The 21276-nt window shown below is 63.7% G+C and carries 22 protein-coding genes; 10 read left to right on the top strand and 12 right to left on the bottom strand.

Annotated features, from left to right (window positions below; translation table 11 throughout):
• Window positions 1–218 precede the first annotated feature (218 nt).
• The gene (gene fdhA / locus HX881_RS12305; protein ID WP_017128768.1) at window positions 219–1418 is read left to right on the top strand and encodes a formaldehyde dehydrogenase, glutathione-independent; all 1200 of its coding nucleotides are present in this window, start codon (window positions 219–221) and stop codon (window positions 1416–1418) included.
• Between the two features lie 99 nt (window positions 1419–1517).
• Here fdhA and HX881_RS12300 read toward each other — a convergent pair whose 3' ends face one another.
• From HX881_RS12300 to HX881_RS12290, 3 genes are all read right to left on the bottom strand, one after another.
• Window positions 1518–2006 (bottom strand): ecotin family protein, encoded by a 489-nt coding sequence (locus tag HX881_RS12300; protein ID WP_177084707.1) that lies wholly within the window; start codon window positions 2004–2006, stop codon window positions 1518–1520.
• Window positions 2007–2115: 109 nt separating this feature from the next.
• Window positions 2116–2700, bottom strand: a complete 585-nt coding sequence (locus tag HX881_RS12295) for a hypothetical protein (protein WP_177084705.1) — start codon at window positions 2698–2700, stop codon at window positions 2116–2118.
• Window positions 2701–2919: 219 nt separating this feature from the next.
• Window positions 2920–3180, bottom strand: coding sequence for a hypothetical protein (locus HX881_RS12290; RefSeq protein ID WP_017128765.1), 261 nt, complete (start codon window positions 3178–3180; stop codon window positions 2920–2922).
• Between the two features lie 369 nt (window positions 3181–3549).
• Here HX881_RS12290 and HX881_RS12285 point away from each other — a divergent pair, with 369 nt between their 5' ends.
• The gene (locus HX881_RS12285) at window positions 3550–3735 is read left to right on the top strand and encodes a hypothetical protein (RefSeq protein ID WP_177084703.1); all 186 of its coding nucleotides are present in this window, start codon (window positions 3550–3552) and stop codon (window positions 3733–3735) included.
• Between the two features lie 52 nt (window positions 3736–3787).
• Here the strand turns inward: HX881_RS12285 and HX881_RS12280 are convergent, their stop codons facing one another.
• Together HX881_RS12280 and HX881_RS12275 are read right to left on the bottom strand one after the other, a co-directional pair.
• Entirely contained in the window at window positions 3788–4462 is a 675-nt protein-coding gene (locus HX881_RS12280; protein WP_177084701.1) for an anti-sigma factor, read from the bottom strand.
• The gene (locus tag HX881_RS12275; RefSeq protein ID WP_177084700.1) at window positions 4459–5103 is read right to left on the bottom strand and encodes a sigma-70 family RNA polymerase sigma factor; all 645 of its coding nucleotides are present in this window, start codon (window positions 5101–5103) and stop codon (window positions 4459–4461) included. The genes HX881_RS12280 and HX881_RS12275 overlap by 4 nt, the downstream gene beginning before the upstream one ends.
• Before the next feature lie 195 nt (window positions 5104–5298).
• Between HX881_RS12275 and HX881_RS12270 the strand changes: the two genes are divergently transcribed.
• The 4 genes from HX881_RS12270 to HX881_RS12255 all read left to right on the top strand — a co-directional run bounded on the left by HX881_RS12270 (window position 5299) and on the right by HX881_RS12255 (window position 8354).
• Window positions 5299–5841, top strand: coding sequence for a DUF2780 domain-containing protein (locus HX881_RS12270; RefSeq protein WP_017128760.1), 543 nt, complete (start codon window positions 5299–5301; stop codon window positions 5839–5841).
• Window positions 5842–6001: 160 nt separating this feature from the next.
• Window positions 6002–6427 (top strand): DUF350 domain-containing protein, encoded by a 426-nt coding sequence (locus HX881_RS12265; RefSeq protein WP_177084774.1) that lies wholly within the window; start codon window positions 6002–6004, stop codon window positions 6425–6427.
• Window positions 6428–6438: 11 nt separating this feature from the next.
• Window positions 6439–7197 carry a DUF1190 domain-containing protein gene (locus HX881_RS12260; protein WP_103032536.1) on the top strand — a complete coding sequence of 253 codons (759 nt, stop codon included), beginning with the start codon at window positions 6439–6441 and terminating at the stop codon, window positions 7195–7197.
• Entirely contained in the window at window positions 7197–8354 is a 1158-nt protein-coding gene (locus HX881_RS12255; protein ID WP_177084698.1) for a glutathionylspermidine synthase family protein, read from the top strand. Before HX881_RS12260 ends, HX881_RS12255 begins: the two co-directional genes overlap by 1 nt.
• 3 nt (window positions 8355–8357) lie before the next feature.
• Here the strand turns inward: HX881_RS12255 and HX881_RS12250 are convergent, their stop codons facing one another.
• On the bottom strand, window positions 8358–9245 hold the full coding sequence (locus tag HX881_RS12250) for an acyltransferase (protein WP_177084696.1): 888 nt from the start codon (window positions 9243–9245) through the stop codon (window positions 8358–8360).
• Between the two features lie 262 nt (window positions 9246–9507).
• On the opposite strand from HX881_RS12250, the gene rloA2 reads away from it, so the two are divergent.
• The 4 genes from rloA2 (at window position 9508) to creD (ending at window position 13637) form a co-directional block, all read left to right on the top strand.
• A complete protein-coding gene (rloA2, locus tag HX881_RS12245) occupies window positions 9508–10008 on the top strand; it encodes a retropepsin-like aspartic peptidase RloA2 (protein WP_042936670.1) in 501 nt (166 codons plus the stop codon).
• A gap of 58 nt (window positions 10009–10066) precedes the next feature.
• Window positions 10067–10747 carry a two-component system response regulator CreB gene (gene creB / locus HX881_RS12240; RefSeq protein WP_177084694.1) on the top strand — a complete coding sequence of 227 codons (681 nt, stop codon included), beginning with the start codon at window positions 10067–10069 and terminating at the stop codon, window positions 10745–10747.
• Window positions 10747–12165 (top strand): two-component system sensor histidine kinase CreC, encoded by a 1419-nt coding sequence (gene creC / locus HX881_RS12235; RefSeq protein WP_017128753.1) that lies wholly within the window; start codon window positions 10747–10749, stop codon window positions 12163–12165. The genes creB and creC overlap by 1 nt, the downstream gene beginning before the upstream one ends.
• Before the next feature lie 98 nt (window positions 12166–12263).
• Window positions 12264–13637, top strand: a complete 1374-nt coding sequence (gene creD / locus HX881_RS12230; RefSeq protein WP_017128752.1) for a cell envelope integrity protein CreD — start codon at window positions 12264–12266, stop codon at window positions 13635–13637.
• A 77-nt stretch (window positions 13638–13714) separates the two neighbouring features.
• Here the strand turns inward: creD and HX881_RS12225 are convergent, their stop codons facing one another.
• The 6 genes from HX881_RS12225 to HX881_RS12200 form a co-directional block, all read right to left on the bottom strand.
• Window positions 13715–15007: an MFS transporter gene (locus tag HX881_RS12225; RefSeq protein ID WP_177084692.1), complete on the bottom strand. Its 1293-nt coding sequence runs from the start codon at window positions 15005–15007 to the stop codon at window positions 13715–13717.
• A 398-nt stretch (window positions 15008–15405) separates the two neighbouring features.
• Window positions 15406–15594 carry a hypothetical protein gene (locus HX881_RS12220; protein WP_017128750.1) on the bottom strand — a complete coding sequence of 63 codons (189 nt, stop codon included), beginning with the start codon at window positions 15592–15594 and terminating at the stop codon, window positions 15406–15408.
• Window positions 15591–16715 carry a PepSY-associated TM helix domain-containing protein gene (locus HX881_RS12215; RefSeq protein ID WP_177084690.1) on the bottom strand — a complete coding sequence of 375 codons (1125 nt, stop codon included), beginning with the start codon at window positions 16713–16715 and terminating at the stop codon, window positions 15591–15593. Before HX881_RS12215 ends, HX881_RS12220 begins: the two co-directional genes overlap by 4 nt.
• 226 nt (window positions 16716–16941) lie before the next feature.
• Complete coding sequence (locus HX881_RS12210) at window positions 16942–18840, bottom strand: TonB-dependent siderophore receptor (RefSeq protein WP_425503505.1); 1899 nt, start codon at window positions 18838–18840, stop codon at window positions 16942–16944.
• An 816-nt stretch (window positions 18841–19656) separates the two neighbouring features.
• Window positions 19657–20637: a FecR family protein gene (locus HX881_RS12205; RefSeq protein ID WP_017128747.1), complete on the bottom strand. Its 981-nt coding sequence runs from the start codon at window positions 20635–20637 to the stop codon at window positions 19657–19659.
• Complete coding sequence (locus tag HX881_RS12200; RefSeq protein ID WP_177084686.1) at window positions 20634–21152, bottom strand: RNA polymerase sigma factor; 519 nt, start codon at window positions 21150–21152, stop codon at window positions 20634–20636. The genes HX881_RS12205 and HX881_RS12200 overlap by 4 nt, the downstream gene beginning before the upstream one ends.
• Window positions 21153–21276 lie beyond the last annotated feature (124 nt).

Below are 21276 nucleotides of genomic sequence, written 5' to 3'. Positions count from 1 at the left end.
GGCCGGCAGGAACAACGCAACAACCCCGGGCAATGGCCGGCAGCCGGTGTCCAGGAAGGGCGCGGTGCCTGCCGCGATGCAGTGCCCTTGTGGGAGCTGGCTTGCCAGCGATGAGGCCGGCAGGAACAACGCAACAACCACAGGCAACAACCCGAGCAATCAACGCGCGGCCCCTCTGGCGGCGCGCCGCTACATAAAAACAACAGCGAGGTGAAAGCATGTCTGGCAATCGTGGTGTGGTGTATCTCGGCAATGGCAAGGTCGAAGTACAGAAAATCGACTATCCGAAAATGCAGGACCCGCGCGGCAAGAAGATCGAGCACGGTGTCATCCTGCGCGTTGTTTCCACCAATATCTGCGGCTCCGACCAGCACATGGTCCGTGGTCGCACTACCGCCCAGGTCGGTCTGGTCCTGGGTCACGAGATCACCGGTGAAGTGGTCGAGAAGGGCAGCGACGTCGAGAACCTGAAGCTCGGCGACCTGGTGTCGGTACCGTTCAACGTTGCCTGCGGACGCTGTCGCTCCTGCAAGGAACAGCACACCGGCGTCTGCCTGACCGTCAACCCGGCCCGCGCCGGCGGTGCCTACGGCTACGTCGACATGGGCGACTGGACCGGTGGCCAGGCCGAGTACGTGCTGGTGCCGTACGCCGACTTCAACCTGCTGAAACTGCCGGATCGCGACAAGGCCATGGAGAAGATCCGCGACCTGACCTGCCTCTCCGACATCCTGCCGACCGGCTATCACGGTGCTGTGACCGCCGGTGTCGGTCCGGGTAGCAGCGTGTATATCGCCGGTGCCGGTCCGGTCGGCCTGGCCGCCGCCGCCTCGGCGCGCCTGCTGGGTGCCGCCGTGGTGATCGTCGGTGACGTCAACCCGATCCGCCTGGCTCACGCCAAGGCCCAGGGTTTCGAAATCGCCGACCTGTCCAAGGACACCCCGCTGCACGAACAGATCGCTGCGTTGCTGGGCGAGCCGGAAGTGGACTGCGCCGTCGATGCCGTGGGCTTCGAAGCCCGTGGTCACGGTCATGAAGGCGTCAAGCACGAGGCTCCGGCCACCGTGCTGAACTCGCTGATGGGCGTGGTGCGGGTGGCGGGCAAGATCGGTATTCCGGGCCTGTACGTGACCGAAGACCCGGGTGCCGTGGACGCCGCCGCGAAAATCGGCAGCCTGAGCATCCGCTTCGGCCTCGGCTGGGCCAAGTCCCACAGCTTCCACACCGGCCAGACCCCGGTGATGAAGTACAACCGCCAGCTGATGCAGGCGATCATGTGGGATCGGATCAATATCGCCGAAATCGTTGGTGTGCAGGTCATCAGCCTGGATGACGCACCGAAGGGCTATGGCGAGTTCGATGCCGGCGTGCCGAAGAAATTCGTGATCGATCCGCACAAGCTGTTCAGTGCGGCGTAAGCAGCAAAGGGCAAGACGGAAAAAAGGGCGACTTCGGTCGCCCTTTTTTATGCCGCGGTCGTTATCCGGTTTCCGGGGGCCGGCGGCGTGCTCACATGTTCACGAGCGTGCAGCCGATACGTGCAATTCGCGCGGTTGCATGGACTTGTGGATGACGTCGTACCCGACATACACGTCCTCCCTCGGGTCGAAACCGGCGAAGGCATGGATGACGATGGGGGTGCTGCTGTCATAGGGCAGGGTATAGCCGTCGCCGTACAGGGTATCGGTCTCGGTATAGGTTCGCAGCTTGCAGCCCATCCTTGTTTTTGTGTACACGGGTTGGTCGATCCGGTAGTAACCGGCCGCGGTTTTCTCAAGGTCGGTCTTTTCGATCGAGCGCTGGTTGCAATCGTGAAACAGGCTGATCCGGGCGTTGATCCTGACTTCCAGGTCGTCTTCGTCCGGGCGTTTCTTCAGGAAGAAGACAAATTTCCTGAAGCCGTTTTCGAGGGGCTGGTGCTCTATGCAGGCAGTGGGGTCGACGTCCGTGAGGGCAGACAAGGTGTCGATGCCGGCCTCGATGATTGCGCTTGTTAACATATCCATATGCAAGCCTCTGGGTATTGATTGAGTGATGTTGTCCTGCACAGGCATCCTCATCGATACGCACCAGGGGCGGGTAATACATAGTTATCCGATCAACCCGTGCCGACGCCTACTGCAAGAGCTGCCTGGCCTTGGCGCTGTCGACCCGCTGGCAGAACTCGGGATAGAAGCCCTGGGCGCTCGGGCCACGGCAATAGTCGCGTGCCTCGGCCAGGCTCGCGCTGCTGAACCTGAGCACGCGGGGGCTGCTGGCAAAGGTGGTGTAGCCGCCTGGCTGGGTCTTGAGGGCGTCGAAATCGACCATCGCGTAGGTCAGTTCCACGTCATTGGGGGCGATGATCTGCGCATTGATCGTCACCTGCGTGTACTGCTTGCCGCCCGGTGCGCCATTCACGGCCGCGATTGCCTGGCCAACCACACGCAGCAGGCGCGGCGGCCATGCCTCGTCACCCTCGGCCGCCTTGGCCGGCTGGTAGACAATATTCAGCGTTTCCCCGTAGCGCGTGACCTCGGTAAAGGCCGGGTCGGTACGTTTGATCCGGTGTTCGAGGGTCAGCCAGGCTTTTTGCTCGTCGCTGGTGTCGGCGGCCACTGGCGGATTGAGCGGGCCGCGCTGGCATTCGCTCACACCGAAGGCGATGGCCAGGCCCGCCAGGATAGTGACCAGGGCTGCTGCGCCGATCTTTACGTCCATGTGTACATTCTCCTGAAGGGACTGGCACTTTACGGCAACTGCGCGGGCAAGGGCAGGGGTGTTTGATGGGCCGTGATCGTTCCCGTGCCGACGATTCGTCGCCTTGACGTGGGAACGATCAAAGAGGACGGGCCGTGCTACTCCGACAGCGATAAGCCCCTTGGGTCTTGCAGTGTTCGGTCGGCTGTCATCGCCAGCAAGCCGGCTCCCACAGGGCGGTCAGGCCCGTAGTCGCCAGCCCAGTACATCCATCAGGTCGCAGCCGTCGCGCAGCAGGATCGCGGGGGCCTGGAGGATCTGCTGCAAGTCGATGTCATTGGCGTTATGCAGTTCGAGGCGGGCCAGGGATTCGAGCATCCGGGTGGCCGCCTGGATCCGCGCGGTGGCGTTGGCGTGGAGGACGTCGGTCGGACTCTGGGCGTCGATCAACAGGCTGGGGATCAGGCAGTCGATGGCGGTGAGCGGGGTGTACTTGTTCATGGGCAAAGTCTCAGTCTATTGGGTTTGAAACCGCCCGATTCGTCGCCAAACGAAGCGGGTGGCAGCTGTACGCAGGTTGGCGAACCGGAATAGACCAAGCCGGCAGACCCGAAGGTCTCCCGCGCACAGCCGCCATGGAGCGACTTTGCGGGTACGAAGGCACCTGCAAACAAGCGCAGGGCTTTCGCATGGTCTATAAACGAGTCGCCAAACCCGTATCGCCAATCAGGGCGACCGGCGGACTATAAGCCTCGGGCTTGCGCGGAAGCAAGGCGGGGGATTTGATCGTTCTCATACGGGGTAGCTTGAGTGGCTTCCCATACCTAAAATGAGTGGGATACGCCAACGTGGCGGGGAAGGAGGGGAATGGTGAGCGTCAAGACTCAGCAAACCGAAGCACAGATCTATCGCGTCCATGATCGATTGAGCACTGTCCAGCGCTGGAATGCTCGCTTGGAGGCCTTGCAGGCACCTGAAGCCGCACATCGTTTGCAATTGCTGCTGGCAGCCAAGGGCCGATTGATCAGGCGACCTGAAGCAGGCGTTTCTTTCTGAGTAACCGTTCCTCAATCGGCTGTCGGGTGATCCGCGCAGCGAGCATCGAAGATCACAGCGCCGCCAGCGGCCCCGAGTAGAGTACCGGCCCGCTGGGTTGTCCGGTCGGCGAGCCGCCTTGTGGTTCCAGGCTGACCGCCAGCACCACCGAGGTGCCGAGCAGGGTCTTGTGGGCCTCGCTCAATTCAAGACGACCCTTGCCTTCCCGGGGCACCAGGCCGAGGGACACTGGCTTGCCATCCAGTGGAATCGCCCAGAGTTCCAGGCTGCGGTTGGCGTCCACCGCGGCCAGGGTCAATGGCTCGACTTGCAGGTAGCCGGCATGGGCCTCGATCCGCAGTGCCGGCTGTTGCGTGCCGCTGAGCAGGGTCGCGCTGGCGCTGATCGGGTCATGCCGGTAGAGCACGCCCAGGGCCACGACCACCACCAGTGAACCGATCGCCGCCGTGGCGCGCAGCCAGTTCCAGAACGGTCGCCTGGCCGGTATGTGCAACTGCTGCGGGTCGATGCGCGCGACGATGGCTTGCCAGACCCGGTCCGGCACCGGTTGCGGCGGCACGGATTCGGTCAGCGTGGCCAGGGTTTCCTGCCATTCGGCGACTTGCGCGCGCAGCCGCGCGTCGTCACGCATCAGGCTTTCGAAGCGACGACGACCAGCGGCGGACATCAGCCCGATCGCGTAGTCGGCCGCCAGGGCGCGGCGCAGGCGGGGGTTCTGGTAGTTCATGATTCAAGGCACCGGCGCAGGCGCTCCATGCCCCTGCGGATCCAGGATTTGACCGAGCCCAGCGGTGCGGCCAGTTGTTCGGCCAGTTCCGCGTACGACAGGCCGTGGAAGTAGGCGATGGTGATCGACTGGCGCTGCATGCCTTCGAGGCTGTCCAGGCAGCGGTTGAGTGCCGAGGCGTCGCGGCTGCTGGTCAACTGGTCGTGGGCGCTGGGGGCGTCGTCGGGCAGTTCCTGTTCCCGGAACTCGCCCAGGCGTTCCTCGCGCTTCTTGCGCAACTGGTCGATGGCCAGGTTGCGGGTGATATTCACCATCCAGGTCATCGGTGCCGACAGATTGGCGTCGTAGCGCGAGGCGCTGTTCCAGATCCGCACGAAGCTTTCCTGCAGCACTTCTTCGGCCAGGTCGGGGCGGCCCATGCAGCGCAGGGCTATGCCGTGGAGACGCGGGGCGACGTTGCGATAAAGCGTCTCGAATGCGCGGCGGTTACCCAGTGAGCACTGGGCCAGCAGCTGCCTGAGTTGATCGGCGTCGGCGGTGGAAATGGGCATTCTCCAGACAATCACACTACGTTGAATGGACCGCGCGCGGTGCACCTTGCTGGCTGAGGTTAGTCCACGGCACGGGGTTATTCCATTCATTCATGCGGCTCGCAGAAGGGGCGTCCAGGGTTCCGGCCATTGGCCATCCGTGCCTGATATACGCAGGCGAGCCTGAATCGGATGCAATTGCGGTGGTGCGCGGCCCCTGGGGAACAAGCCGGGGTTTTCCGACTCCAACGAGCAGTGCCAGGCCCCTGTGCGAAGGGGTTTTCGATGACTCAAGAGGTGGTAGCGATGAAGATTTCACGCGGTGTTGTATTGGCTTCGCTCATGGCGTTCGCCGTCACGCCGGTGTTTGCGGCTTTCAGCCTGAGCGATGCGGCCAATGCGGTGTCGTCCATGCAGGGCGGCGACAAGAATGCCGCGGCACCGGCCAATGGGTTGCTCAGTTCCCTCGGTTCGCAGCTCCATGTCACGCCGGAGCAGGCCATCGGCGGGACCGGCGCGATGCTCGGGCTGGCGAAGAACAAACTCAGCGGCAACGATTATTCGCAACTGAGCCAGAGCGTGCCGGGGCTGGATCAATTGTCCGGTGGCGGCGCGCTGGCCGGGCTCGGTGGGTTGCTGGGCGGCAAGTCGGGCAGCACTGCCGACGTCGGCAGTGCCCTGGGCAACGTGAAGGATACCGGTGACCTGAACAATGCCTTTGGCGCCCTGGGCATGAACAGCAATATGGTCGGCCAGTTCGCCCCGATCATTCTCAAGTACCTGGGCGACCAGGGTGTGGGCGGGCCGCTGTTGCAGAGCCTGAGCGGGATCTGGGGCGCCGGCAGCTGAGGGCTCCGGCAGGCCGGCAGTGCCAGCGCGACTGAAAAACGCACCGGGAACCTGAAAAGGCCCGGTGCGTTTTTGTCTGTGGCGGCGAAGGTCTGTTCAGTTCTGTCGTGCAGTGTGCTATTTGTCGCCGCCTGTTCATGGAGAGAGTGGCGCAAGCATGTTGGTCGATGCAGTGAAAATGTCGTTGCACCTGGATGCGGTCATGGGATTTGTCCTGTATCTGCTGGTGGCGCTGCTGGTCTTTGGGCTGTATGCCTGTCTCTATACCCGTCTGACACCCCACAAGGAATGGACGTTGATCCGCGAGGGCAACGTGGCCGCGGCAATCGCCCTGGGCGGTGCCCTGGTCGGTTTTGCGATTCCCGCCGCCAGCGCCATTGCCCATTCGGTCTCACTGGTGGATTTCCTGGTCTGGGCGTTGATCGCGCTGGTGGCGCAATTGGCGGCGTTCGCCCTGGTCGCCTGGGTGATCCGCGGCCTGTCGACACGCATCGGCAACGGCGAGTCGGCGGCGGCGATCCTGGCGGCGGCCATCTCCATCAGCGTCGGCCTGCTCAATGCGGCCTGCATGACGCCTTCGGTCTGAGGGCGCCCGCGATGAAACGCAGTCAACGTGTGGGCCTGGTATTGCTGGGCAGCGTGCCCTTTGTGCTGGTGGCCTGCGATGGCGAGCAGGTCCTGACGCGCGACGTCAGCGAGACCGCTCGGTATGCCAACGAGCAGGCCTGTGTGGCCGCCGGTATCGCGGCGGATGTCTGTGCCGATGCGGCGGCGACGGCCCTGGAGCAGCATCGGGAGATCGCGCCGGTCTATGGCGACCAGACGGCCTGTGCCATTGATTTTTCCCTCGACAGTTGTGTCGCCGATCCGCAGCGTGCGCAGTTCAATCCGTTGATGGCCGGGTTCGCCCTGACCACCTTGCGCGCGGTGACGGTGCCGCCGGAGCAACCGGTGCCGGCGCAGAAACAGGACGAGCAAGCCGCGACTTCGAGCTATTGGTCGTCGGGGGGCAGCAGTGGTGGCGGCTATGGGGGTTCGAGCGGCGGTTCGGCAACGGCCAGCCATTCCAATGGCTGGGCCAGCCGGGTCTGGCGCTGGATCGGCCTGGGCACCGACCCCTATGCGCCGCGCTACTTCAGCGAGCCGCTGTACCAGGAGCGCGACGGGCGTGGTGGTTACCGCCTGAGCAGCCTCGACCAGCAGGTCAAGGCCGGCAAGACCTTCGCCCAGTCGCGTAATGCGCGTTTCCGGGTGGCGAGCCCGGCGCATTTCATCACCGGCTTCTATGACGGCTCGGCGCCACGGGCGGTCAGCCGCGGCGGTTTCGGCTCGTCCCATGGCAGCTGGGGTTCCTGATGCAGCGCATCCAGATAGCGCCACGTCCGGACTGGCGGGCCACCGCCGAACGCCTGGGCTTTCATTTTCACACCTTCGACGGCGAGCCCTATTGGGATGAGTCGGCGTACTACCGGTTCAGCCTGCGCCAGATCGAGGACGAGCTGGAAGAGCCGACGCGGCAACTGCATGAACTGTGCATGGCCCTGGTCGAACAGGTGGTGGACAGCGAGCAACTGCTCGACCGGCTGGCGATTCCCGAGGCCTATCGCGACCTGATCCGCGACTCCTGGCGCCAGGGCCACCCCCATCTCTATGGGCGGATGGACCTGTGCTACGACGGCCAGGGCCCGGCGAGACTGCTGGAAACCAATTACGACACGCCGACCTCGTTGTACGAGGCGAGCTTTTTCCAGTACGTCTGGCTGGAAGAACAGATGAAGCGCGGGCAACTGCCGGCCCGGGCCGATCAGTTCAACAGCATCGAGGACAAGTTGCTGCAGGCCTTTGTCGAGGGTGGCTTCCAGTCGCCGTTCCACTTTTCGTCGATCAGGTGCTCGCTGGAGGATCGCGGCACGGTCGAGTACCTGCGCGATATCGCCCGCCAGGCCGGACTCGGTACACGGCTGATCGATATCGAGGACATCGGGCTGGATCAGGCCGGGCGTTTTGTCGATGAGCTGGGCTCGCCGATCGCTACCCTGTTCAAGCTCTACCCCTGGGAAAACCTGTTCAGCGAAGCGTTCGGACCGGCCATCGAACACAGCCGGACGCTGTTCGTCGAGCCGCCGTGGAAGGCGATCCTGTCGAACAAGGGGGCCATGGCGCTGCTCTGGGAAATGAACCAGGGCCACCCGAACCTGCTGCCGACCTTTATCGACCCGGACCCCACCGCGCGACTGGGGGCGGGCTGGGTACGCAAGCCGTTCTTTTCCCGGGAGGGCGCCAATGTCGAGATCCATACGCCTGACGGTGAACGGGTCAGCCAGCCGGGGCCTTATGAACGAGGGCCGTTTCTCCTCCAGCAGTTCCAGCCGCTGCCGTTGTTTGCCGGCAGTCACACGGTGCTGGGCAGTTGGGTGATCGGCGATCAGCCGGCCGGCATCGGCATCCGCGAGGACAACTCACTGATCACCAAGGACACCAGCCGTTTCCTGCCCCATGTGATCCTCGACTGAGGTTCAGCCGCGCTCGTTGCGCAGGGCGGCGATACGGCGGTCTTTCTCGCTCCAGAGCTGGTTGACCCAGTTCTGGATATGCTCGCGAAATGCCGGGTCGTTCTCGTAGTCGCCTTGCCACAGCGACGGGTCCATGGCGTGGGTCTGGAAGTCGATGATGACCTTGGGCACGTTGCCGCTGATCAGGTCCCAGAAGCCCGGAATACGCGCTTGCGGATAGACCACGGTGACATCGAGGATCGCGTCCAGCTGCTCGCCCATGGCCGCGAGGACGAAGGCCACGCCGCCGGCCTTGGGCTTGAGCAGGTGGGTAAAGGGCGAGGCCTGTTGCTGGCGCTTGGCCTCGCTGAACCGGGTGCCTTCCAGGTAGTTGACCACGGTGACCGGCTGGCGCTTGAACAGCTCGCAGGCGGCCTTGGTGATTTCCAGGTCCTGGCCCTTGAGTTCCGGGTGCTTGTCGAGGAAGGCCTTGGAGTAGCGCTTCATGAACGGGTAGTCCAGGGCCCACCAGGCCAGGCCGAGGAAGGGCACCCAGATCAGTTCCTTCTTGAGGAAGAACTTGAAGAAGGGCGTGTGCCGGTTGAGCGTCTGGATCAGCGCCGGGATATCGACCCAGGACTGATGGTTGCTGACCACCAGGTACGAGGTATCGCCACGCAGGCCTTCGGCACCGCGGATATCCCAGCGGGTGGGAATGCACAGGGCGAAGATCAGCTTGTCGATCTCGGCCCAGGTCTCGGCGATCCACATCACCGCCCAACTGGCGTAGTCGCGAAAACGGCCGGGCAGTACCAGCTTGAGCAGGGCAAAGACCATCAGCGGGCCGAACAGCACCAGCGTGTTGAGCAATAGCAGCAATGTGACGAAGCTGCCGGTGAGCAGGCGGCGCATACGGGAACTCTTTAAAAACGTGAGGGCGCGCCATGATAAAGGTGGCGCGGCCGGACGCCAAATCCAGTGGCGGACACATCCCCTGTGGGAGCTGGCTTGCCTGCGATGAGGCCCTCCAACCCTGCGGCGCCCTTGCGGACGTCATCGCTAGCAAGCCAGCTCCTACAAGGTGACGGGTTGTTTCTGATTTGTTCATGAACCAACGCGGTCGGCGCGGTCTAAAATGCCGACCCATGTGCGTCCACTCAAAGGTACCGCCCCAGTGAAAGCTCTTCTTGCCCTGTTGCCCCTACTGGCCCTGCCCGCCCTGGCCGCCGAGCCGACCCTGTACGGGCGCTACGAATACATCCAGTTGCCGGAAATCGGCCAGACCTTCAAGGCCAAGATGGACACCGGTGCCCTGACCGCCTCGCTGTCGGCCAAGGATATCGAGCTGTTCAAGCGCGACGGCGAGGACTGGGTGCGCTTCCGCCTGGGCACCGCCGATGCCGACAACAAGGTCTATGAGCACAAGGTTTCGCGCATCAGCAAGATCAAGACCCGTACCGAGGAAGACGAGGACAGCGAGGTCGCCGACCCGAGCAAGCGCCCGGTGGTGGACCTGGAAATGTGCCTGGGCAACGTCAAGCGCACGGTGGAGGTCAACCTGACCAACCGCAGCAGCTTCAACTACCCGCTGCTGATCGGTGCCAAGGCCCTGCGCGAGTTCGGTGCGGCGGTGAATCCGGCGCGGCGTTATACCGCCGACAAACCCGACTGCTGATTGACGGGGCGACACGCGTCCGGCACCGTTGCGCCATTGATGCCAGTGCTCGGACGCCATGCCCCATATCCTGATTGTCGAAGACGAAGCGGCGATTGCCGATACCCTTGTGTATGCCTTGCAGGGCGAAGGGTTCACCACCACCTGGCTGAACCTGGGCGGCGCCGCGGTCGAACATCAGCGCGCCACGCCGGCCGACCTGCTGATTCTCGATATCGGCCTGCCGGATATCAGCGGCTTCGAGGTGTGCAAGCAACTGCGGCGCTTTACCGAAGTGTCGGTGATGTTCCTCAGTGCCCGTGACGGCGAGATCGACCGCGTGGTGGGCCTGGAGATCGGCGCCGACGACTATGTGGTCAAGCCCTTCAGCCCACGGGAAGTGGCGGCGCGGGTCCGGGCGATTCTCAAGCGCGTGGTGCCCCAGGCGTCGCCGGTGTTGCCCGGCGAGCGTTTCCTGGTCGATCACGAACGGGTGCAGATCAGTTATCGCGCCCAGGCCCTGAACCTGACCCGCCATGAATTCCGCCTGCTGGCCTGCCTGCTGGAGCAGCCCGAGCGGGTCTTCAGCCGCGAGCAGTTGCTCGATGCCGTCGGGGTGCCGGCGGATGCCGGTTATGAACGCAGCATCGATAGCCATATCAAGAGCCTGCGGGCCAAGCTGCGGGCGGTGGCCGCCGAGGCTGAGCCGATCCAGACCCACCGTGGCCTGGGCTACAGCTACAGTCCGGGGAACAGCTGATGCCGCTGGGGATCCGGATCTTCCTGATGTATTTCCTGTTCGTCGGTCTCACCGGCTATTTCGTGCTGAGCACGGTGATGAAGGAAATCCGTCCCGGCGTGCGCCAGTCCACGGAGGAAACCCTGGTGGACACCGCCAACCTGCTGGCGGAAATCCTCCACGACGACGTCAAGGCCGGCACACTCGGCCAGAGTCGCCTACCACAAGTGCTCAAGGCCTACGGTCAGCGCAAGCCGGGGGCGAAGATCTGGGGCCTGGCGAAGAACCAGGTCAATCACCGGATCTACGTGACCGACGCCAAGGGCATTGTCCTGCTCGATTCCGCCGAGCTGGCGGTGGGCCAGGACTACTCGCGCTGGAACGACGTCTACCTGACCTTGCGTGGCGAATACGGCGCCCGCTCGACCCGCTCCGAGGCGAACGATCCGAACTCCTCGGTGATGCATGTCGGCGCGCCGATTACCGATAACGGCCAGATCATCGGCGTGGTCACGGTAGCCAAGCCCAACAGTTCGTTGCAGCCCTATGTCGACCGCACCGAGCGCCGCCTGCTGTGGTGGGGCGCGGGGCTGATCGCCCTGGGCCTGTTGTTCGGTGCGTTGCTGTCCTGGTGGCTGAGCGCGGCATTGCGCCGTTTGACCGCCTACGCCCAGGCGGTGAGTGAAGGCCGCCGGGCCGAGCTGCCGCATTATCGCGGCGGGGAGATGGAGCAGTTGGCCAATGCCGTGGAACATATGCGCACGCAACTGGAAGGCAAGGCCTATGTCGAGCGTTATGTGCATACCCTGACCCATGAGTTGAAAAGCCCGCTGGCGGCGATTCGCGGCGCGGCGGAGTTGTTGCAGGGCGACATGCCGGCGACGCAGCAACAGCGCTTCGTCAGCAATATCGAGAGCGAAAGCGCACGCATGCAGCAACTGATCGAGCGGCTGCTGAACCTGGCCCTGGTGGAGCAGCGCCAGGTGCTCGAAGAACAGGTCGAGGTGCCGCTGGCGGCCCTCGTGGACGAAGTCGTGCAGGCCCAGGGGGCGCGTATCGAACGGGCCGGGCTGCGGATCGAACAGACGATCGCGGCGGGCATCCAGGTGTTCGGTGAACGTTTTCTGCTGCGCCAGGCCATCGGCAACCTGCTGGACAATGCCCTCGATTTCACCCCGGAGGGCGGGCTGATCCGCTTCACCGCCGAACAGCAGGGGCGGCAGACGTGCTTCACCCTGTTCAATCAGGCCGAGGCGATTCCCGACTACGCCTTGCCGCGCCTGAGCGAGCGTTTCTATTCGCTGCCGCGTCCGGGCAGCGGGCGCAAGAGTACCGGGCTGGGACTGAACTTTGTCGAGGAAGTGGTGAAGCTGCATGGCGGCGAGCTGCTGATCGGCAATGTCCCTGGCGGCGTCGAGGTGACGTTGCGTCTGCCCTGACTCTCCACGCAGTCTCCACACAGTCTCCATATTTCGCCCATCAAGGCTCCACACGGGCAGCACAGACTCTCTCCCATTCCAACAGGGAGAGAGACCCCATGAACCGTAGTCTGGCGATAAAATTCGGGGCGATTGCCCTACTGATGCTGTTGTTGCTGATTCCCCTGATGATGATCGACGGGATGATCGATGAGCGACAGGGCCTGCGTGACGGCGTCCTCGAGGACATCGCCCGCAGTTCCAGCTACAGCCAGCTGGTGAGCGGCCCGGTGATGGTCGTGCCGTATCGCCAGACGGTGCGTGAGTGGAAGACCAATGACAAGGGTGAGCGTTTCCAGCAGACCAGCGAAACCAGCGGGCGCCTGTACTTCCTGCCGGAGCGTTTCGAGCTCGATGGCAAGGTGCAGACCGAGCTGCGTGCGCGGGGTATCTATGAAGCGCGGCTGTTTCACGCCAGCAACCACATCAGCGGCACCTTCGCGTTGCCGGCGCAGTTGGGCATCAGCGAGGACTTCGCCGATTACCGCTTCGACGAGCCGTACCTGGCGGTGGGCATCAGCGATATCCGTGGCATCGAGAACGCGCTGACCCTGCAACTGGGCAATCAGCAACTGGAGTTCCTGCCAGGGACCCAGGTGAGCTGGCTGGGGGATGGCGTCCACGTGACCTTGCCGCGTGTCGACGGTCGCGAAGAAAAACGCCTGGATTTTGCCTTCGACCTGGCCTTGCAGGGCACCGGTCAATTGCAGGTGATGCCGGTGGGCAAGACCAGCAGCGTGCACCTGAGCGCCGATTGGCCGCATCCGAGTTTTATCGGCAACTACCTGCCTGCCCAGCGGGAAATCACCGATCAGGGGTTCAGCGCCAACTGGCAGACGTCGTTCTTCTCCACCAACCTGCATGAAGCGTTGAACCAGTGCCTGGAGACGACCAATTGCGAGGCGTTCAAGGCGCGCAGTTTCGGGGTGAGCTTTATCGAGCCGGTGGACCAGTACCTCAAGTCCGACCGGGCGATCAAATATGCCCTGCTGTTCATTGCCCTGACCTTCGCCGGCTTCTTTCTGTTCGAAGTGCTCAAGCGCCTGGCGGTGCACCCGATCCAGTACGCCCTGGTCGGCGCGGCGCTGGCGTTCTTCTACCTGCTGTTGCTGTCGCTGTCGGAACACCTGGGGTTCGGCCTGGCCTACCTGTTGTCAGCCGCTGCCTGTGTCGGCCTGATCGGTTTCTATGTCTGCCATGTGTTGCGCAGTCTGAGCCATGGCCTGGGCTTTGCCGCCGCCCTGGCCGCTTTGTATGGCCTGCTATTTGGGCTGCTGAGTGCCGAAGACTATGCGTTGCTGATGGGCTCGCTGCTGCTGTTCGGCCTGCTCGGGGTGTTCATGGTACTGACCCGCAAGCTCGACTGGTACGGCATCGGCCAGGCCAGGGCGGCCGGGGCGCTGCCCGCCGAGAGCGGGGTGGCCCATGAGTAGGTCGCTGGGGCTGCGCGAGGATCAGCGCTGCGGGGCGCAGCTGGCGAAACGGATCGCCAGCCTGTTTCCGCCCCGGTTCAGGCCAGGGCAGGACTGCCGGCCGGCGACGGTTCGACCGGGCTCGACTTGAGCGGCCGGGCCACGTTCCACACCAGGAAAGCGGCGACGATATCGAGGATGGCCAGGGTCACGAACAGCGGGCTGTAGCCGACCTTGGTCACCATGATGCCCAGCACCATGGTGAACAGGGCCGCGCCGAAGAAGCCGAACATGCCGCTGACACCGGTGGCGGTGGCCACCTCGTTCTTGCCGAAGGAGTCGGAGGTGATCGCATACAGCGCGCCGGACAGGGTCTGGTGGGCAAAGCCGCCGACGCAGAGCAGGGCGATGGCGACGTAGGGGCTGTCCACCAGGCCGATGCAGGCGGGGCCGATCATGCAACTGCAGCCGAGGAACATCACCATTTTGCGCGAGGTGAAAAGGCTGACCTTCAGGTGCTTGTGGAAGAACGGGCTCAGGTAGCCGCCGACGATGCACCCCAGGTCGGCGGCGAGGAACGGCAGCCAGGCGAACATCGCGATTTCCTTGATGTTCATGTGCCGCTCGGTCATCAGGTACAGCGGGATCCAGGCGTTGAAGGTCTGCCAGGCCGGCTCGGAGAGAAAACGCGCGCTGGCGATGGCGAAGAAGTTGCGGCTGGCGACGACCTTTTTCCAGTTGCCTCTTTTCGTCGTGGTGTCCTTGAAGTGGTCTTCCTGACCGCTGAGGATGTAGTCGCGTTCGGCGTCGCTCAGGCGCTTCTGGTCACGGGGATGCTTGTACAGCAGCAACCAGGCCGCGCTCCAGGCGATGCCCAGGACGCCGACGCTGATGAACGCCAGTTGCCAGCCGCTGTGCAGGATGGCCCAGACCACCAGTGGCGGGGCGAGCAGCGCGCCAAAGGACGAGCCGATATTGAACCAGCCGATGGCGACGGAGCGTTCCTTGGCCGGGAACCATTCGGTGGAGGTCTTGACCGCCGACGGCATGCCGGCGGCCTCGGTGACGCCGAGCAGGCCGCGCATGAACGCCAGCCCCTGCCAGCCGGTGGCCAGGGCCGCCGCCGCGCAGGCCAGGGACCAGGCGATGGCGAAGATCGCAAAGCCCAGCTTGGTGCCGATGGCGTCGACGATATAACCGGCAATCGGTTGCATCAGGGCGTAGCCGATCTGCCAGGCGACGACGATATGCGAGTACTGCTCGGTGGAGATGTTCATCTCGTTCATCAGCGTCGGTGCCGCCACCGACAGGGTATTGCGAGCCAGGTAGTTGACCATCAGGCCACAGGTGACCAGGGCGATCATCCACCAGCGGATGCCTTTGACTTTCATCACTTCACCATTGTTATTTTTGGAATGGGGTGGTGCATGGCACCCCGCGCGCGAGCGCCTGGCGGGGTGGGAAAGACATCACAAGGGCGGCGTACCGACCGTGTGCAAGCGCAGGGAGCGCAATCGGGGAAGGCCTGCGGAGAAAGCGGCGGCTCGGATCATTGGCGTGGACACTCTTTGAATTATTTTTATTGGAGTAAATTTGTTTCGTTGTATGTCGTCGTATGACTTTGGCCTTTATAAGGAGTGTCTGGCGGGGATGTCAATCGCGAGCGCAATAAAAAAGCGCCCGTAACGGCTTTTTACCGACGAGCGCTCGGGGCGGACTGGCCCTGTCTTAGGTGGGAGCGGGCTTGCCCGCGAAAGACACGACGCAGGCCGTCATCGTATGACTTCGCTTATTTTCGCGAAGCGCGTCTGAGCAACGCCTGCACCGCGATCAGTGCCGGTATCCCCAGCCCCAGCCAGCTCAGCGCATCCCAGGCACCGTCACCGAGCAAGGCGGCGAACAGCCCGGCGGCGGTGAGCAGGGCGATCACGGTCGGCAGGCCGAAGACCTTCCAGAAGTTCGATTGCCTCGGCTTCATCCCACGACCTCCGCCGCGACGCCCGCCGTGGTCCGGCGCCGGACCCACCACAGGTACACGCCACTGCCGAGCACGATGATGGTCAGCACATCGAGGACGGCCCAGAGGATTTTCATCGGCATGCCACCGTAGTCGCCGAAGTGCAGCGGTTGCGACATGCCCATGGCGTCCATGTACCAGGGCCGTTCGGCCACTGCGGTGACCTGCAGGGTGCTGGCATCGATCAGCACCGGGGTCAGCAGGTGGGAGGTCAGGTGCGTGCTGCCCTTCATGAACACCGCGTAGTGGTGCTCGCTGGAGAAGCGCGTGCCGGGGAAGGCGATAAAGTCCGGGCGCATGCCGGGGGCAGCCTGGGCGGCGATCTCCAGCAGATGCGTGGCGGGCGCGCGGTCGGTCAGCGGTGGGGCGTTGCGGTAGGGTTCGACCATGGCGCCGAGGCTGTCGTTGCGCCAGGCGGCGATGATCAGGTCGGCGCAGGCGCTGATCACGCCGGTGATGCCAACCACCAGGCACCAGGTCAGGATGACGACGCCGATCAGGTTGTGCAGGTCGAGCCAGCGCAGGCGGGTGGATTTGTCCTGGCGGACCGTGGCGAACTTCAGGCGACGCATGAACGGCAGGTAGAGCACCACGCCGGAGATGATCGCCAGCACGAACAGCACACCCATGAAGGCCAGCAGCAGCTTGCCGGGCAGCCCGGCGAACATGTCCACGTGCAGGCGCAGCATGACCATCATCAGCCCGCCGTTGGCCGAGGGCAGTTCCAGGGCTTCTCCGGTGCGGGCGTCGAGCATGAAGGTATGGGACGAGTTGGGCTCGGTGCCGGCGGTTTTCGCCATGATCGCGATCACGCCATTGGGGTCTTCCTCGTCCCAGCCGAAGTACTGCATGACCTCGCCCGGACGATGGGCCTCGGCGGCGCGGACCAGTTGCTGCAGGTCCAGCGCCGGGGTGTCGGCGGGCATCTGCCTGAGCTCGGCGGCATCGCCCAGCAGGTGGTCGATCTCATGGTGGAAGATCAACGGCAGGCCGGTCAGCGCCAGCATCAGCAGGAACAGGGTGCAGATCAGGCTGGTCCAGGTGTGGATAAAGGACCAGCGGCGGATGGTTTTGCTTTTCATGGTTGACCACAGTCTGGATGAGGGCGCGCTATGGGAATGCGGCTTGCCTCAAGGTTGCCCGGCTAAGCAAGTGGGAGGCGGGAAACGTCACAAGGCCTGTGGGAGCCGGCTTGCCGGCGATGGCGTCCGAATGGGCGCTGCAAGGCTCAAGGGCCTCATCGCCAGCAAGCCGGCTCCTACAGGTCCGCGGTGGTTCAGGTGGTCCGCGTGATCAAGGCGGGTGCTGTTACCACTTGTAGTTCACGCTGGCGACCACGTTGCGCTCGTCACCGTAGTAACACCAGGTGCCATCACAGGTGGAAAGGTAGTCCTTGTTGAACAGGTTCTTCGCGTTGACTTCCACCGAAGCACCGGCCAATGAACTGCTCAGGCGACCCAAGTCGTAGTGCACGGCCGCGTCGTAGACCGCGTAGGAGCCTACGTGGCCGTTGGCAGTGTTCGCGGTGTTGCCGTAGGTGTCACCGACATAACGCACGCCGCCGCCGACGCCGAAACCGTCGAGGAAGCCGGTGCGCCAGGTGTAGTCACTCCAGACGGAGGCCTGGTTGCGTGGCACCAGTTGCAGGCGGTTGCCCTTGTCGTCGCCCTTGAGGATTTCCGAGTCTGTGTAGGTGTAGGCCGCGATCAGCTTGAGGTTCTCGGTCACGTTGGAGGTGGCTTCGAGCTCCAGGCCACGGACCTTGGTTTCGCCGATCTGGCTGGTGATGCCACGGTCGCTGACCGAGACGTTTTCCTGGCGCAGGTCGAACACGGCGGCGGTGAGCAGGGTCTTGCTACCCGGCGGCTGGTACTTCACGCCCAGTTCGTACTGATGGCCTTCGGTCGGCTTGAAGGATTGGGTCGCGCTGGCGTTGGCACCCTGGGACGGCTGGAACGACTCGGTATAGGAAATATACGGGGTGATCCCGGAGTCGAAGACGTAGCTCAGCCCGGCGTTGCCGCTGAAGGCCTTGTCGCGACGTGTGCTGGTGGCATCGTTCTGGTTGAAGAAGGTGGTGCCGGTATGAATCCAGTCCTCACGCCCGCCGAGGGTCAGGCGCCACTTGTCCAGGGAGATCTGGTCCTGGGCATACAGGCCGGTCTGGTTGGTCTTCTGGTTGTAGTTATAGAAGGTGTTGTAGGCGATGTTGGAGAAGTCCTGCCCGAAGATCGGGTGGATCACGTTGCTGCTGGGCGCGCTGCCTTCCTGCCAGTGGTAGCTGGTGTCGCTGCGCTGATGATCGAGGCCCAGCAGCACGGTGTGGCTGAGGGCTCCGGTCTGGAAGTCGGCCTGGAAGTTGTTGTCCAGCGCGAACTGGCTGATGTCTTCGTTGACCTTGTCGACGAGGCGGGTAAGGGTGCCATCCGGGGCGACGACATTGCCAAAGGATGCATAGGCCTGGCGGAAGGCCAGTTCGCTTTTGGTGTAGCGCAGGTTCTGCTTGAACTGCCAGACATCGTTGAACCGATGATCGAAGCTGTAGCCCAGGGCGTAGTAGGTACGGTCGTAGTAGTCCGAGTCCGGGTCGCCCAGGTTCTTGTGATGAGAAATATCCCCGGCCGCCGAAGGCAGCTTGGTGCCCTGCAGCGGCAGGAACTGACCGCTGATGCCGGTATCGTCGCGGGTGTACTGCGACAGGAAGGTCAGGTGGGTATCGTCGTCGATATTCCAGGTCAGGCTGGGGGCGATGTTGTAGCGCTTGTCGTCGATATGGTCGATGGGCGTGCCGCCGTCACGGATCACGCCGTCGATGCGGTAGAGGAACCGGCCTTCGTCATCGATCTTGCCGGTGCTGTCGAAGCTGATCTGCTTGCGATTGTTGCTGCCCACTTCGGCGCGTACTTCGTGGCTGGTCTCGGCCTCGGGGCGTCGGCTGACCATGTCCAGCATGCCGCCTGGCGGGGTTTGACCATAGACCGAGGAGGCCGGGCCGCGCAGGACGGCAATGCGTTCCAGATCCCAGGTTTCAGCCTTGGGGTTGGCATAGGAACCCTTGGGCAGCGGCAGGCCATCGAGGAACTGGGTCGGTTCGAAGCCGCGGATTCGCAGCCAGTCTGCGCGTGAGTCGCTGCCGTAGCTGCTGGCGATCACGCCCGGGGTGTAGCGCAGGGCATCGTCGAGATTCTGTACGCCGCGATCTTCCATCTGTTCACGGGTAATGACCGAGATCGAGCGGGGTGCCTCGACGATCGCGGTGTCCGTCTTGGTCCCGGCGGCAGTGCGGGTCGCGGTGTAGCCTTCGACCGGACCCCAGGCGCTTTCAGCGCTGCCCTCGCCAGTGATATTGGTTTCCGGCAGGGCCATGACGCCGCTCGGAACAGCGATCAGGGTGTAGGTCCCGGCGCTGCTCTGCACCAGTTGCAGGCCGGTGCCGCCGAGGGCGGTGTGCAGTGCGGTGATCGCATCGAGCTGGCCCTTGACCGGCGCCGAGGTCTTGCCTGACGCCAGCGCCGGATCGAGGCTCAGGGTCAGTCCCGCCTGACTGGCGATCTGGCTCAGCGTCACGCCCAGTGGGCCGGCCGGCAGGTTGTAGGCGCGCACGCTGGCAGTCTGTTCGGCGGCGACCAGCGTCGGGCTGAGCAGGGGAGTGCCGAGGACGATGGCGACGGCCAGGAGACTGGGGCGGAGCAGGGTATCGAGCGAACGGGACATGGCATGGGTTCCTGAATGGAAATGTTTCTCAATGCCTATGTGCCGAACGAAATCCGAAAAGTGATAGAGCTGATTGAAAATAATTTAGATTCACGAATTTTCTGCTTACAAAATATCAAGTGGGCTCCTGTGGCGAGTGAGCCACAGGTCTGTGTTCGTCCTTGATATCTGGATCGTTCCCACAGGCTGCGTGGGTAGGCAGCCGTGCGCTCTGCGTTACACAGCGGACGCAGAGCGTCCAGAGAGGCATTCCCACGCAGAGCGTGGGAACGATCAACCGCCGAGCGTGGGAGCGATCGGCGTTGTTATTCAGGGTTTGCTGATGGCCTTGGCTTGCACCGTTACCCACCACTGGGTATGCCGCTCGATCTGCACCGGCAAGGTCGGCAGCAGGGCGGTCAGCGCCAGGTTGGTGTCGTGCAGCGGGAAGCTGCCGGTGATCCGCAGGTCGGCGACTTTCGGGTCGACGCCCAGGTGGCCGCGTCGGTAGCGGCCCAGTTCTTCGAGCATGTCCGCCAGCCGAACGTTGTCCACCACCAGCATGCCGCGGGTCCAGGCATCGGCGCCGGGGTTGAGGGCCAGCAGCGGGCCGAGGCCATCGCGGTGCATCAGCACCTGCTGGCCTTCATGCAGGATCTGTTCGTCGGTGACCGCGTACGGACGGGCGGCAACCGCCGACTGCAGGACACTCAGCCGCGTGCCGTCTTCCTCGCGCTTGACCAGGAACCGCGTCCCCAGCGCGCGCATGCGGCCATCCTCGGTTTCGACGATAAACGGCCGGGCATCGTTATGGCCGGTCTCGATCAGGATCTCGCCGTCCCTCAGCACGATGCGTCGGGTCGTCTCGTCGAAACGCACATCCAGGGCGCTGTGGGTGTTGAGCTGGATAACGGTACCGTCGGCCAGGTGCAGGGTGCGCTGCTCGCCGGTGGCCGTGCGCTGGTCGGCCAGCCAGTAATCGATGGGCAGATAGCGATTGCCGAGGAACAGCGCCAGGCCGCAGGCCAGCATCACACTGGCGAGGCCGCTGCCGAGCTTGCGCACGCGCTGGCGGACACCGTCGCGGGATTTCAGCAGGGCACTGCGGGCCGGCGCGCTGGTGCCGCTGAAGCGCTGGTCGAGCATGCCCAGCTGGCTCCAGGCCCTGGCGTGCTCTTCATGGGCGGCGTGCCATTTCTCGAACTCGGCCTGTTCCACGGAGCCGCGCCCGCCGGTGTCCAGGCACAGCTGCCAGGCAATGGCTGCGTCGAGGACGCGGGCGGAAACCGGTTTGGAACTGAACTGATTCATGTCGGCTCGCCATACAGGGCGATGTAGCACTGGCGAATGCCCTGGGCCAGGTACTGGCGCACACGGGGCACCGAGACGCCGAGCTTGCCGGCGATCTCGGCGTGGCTCAGGCCCTCCAGGCGGTTGTAGAGAAACGCCGCGCGGGCCTTGCTCGACAGTCTGCCGAGCAGGCGGTCGATGGCCTTGAGGTCTTCGAGGATCAGTTGCTGTTCTTCCAGGGACGGTTGTTCGCCTTCCGGGATCAGCATCAGTTCGTTGAGGTAGGCCTGTTCCAGCGCGGCGCGGCGGAAATAGTCGAACAGCAGGCCCTTGGCGATGGCCGCGAGGAAGGCCCGGGGTTCACGGGGCGTCTTCAGTTCGTCCCGTCCCAGCAGGCGGACGAAGGTGTCCTGGCTCAGGTCCTCGGCCCGCTGCGGGCAGGCGATGTTGCGTCGCAGCCACGACAGCAGCCAGCCGCGATGGTCGCGATACAAGGCTCCAACAAGCTCATTGTGCGGGCTTCGGGCTGACGACACGGACGTTACCGATAGGAAGTTTAAACTAACGAGAATTATTCGCGATTGTGTCAGGGCGTAGGAAAAGGCGCAATGGTTGCTGGTCGGGAAGCCATTACGCGGTATGGAGTTTGTGTGAAAGCAG

It is taken from the genome of Pseudomonas gingeri (genome assembly GCF_013386115.1).
Classification (GTDB): domain Bacteria; phylum Pseudomonadota; class Gammaproteobacteria; order Pseudomonadales; family Pseudomonadaceae; genus Aquipseudomonas; species Aquipseudomonas gingeri.
The sequence above is the reverse complement of the archived record's forward strand: the minus strand, read 5'-3'. Positions and strand labels throughout refer to the sequence as shown.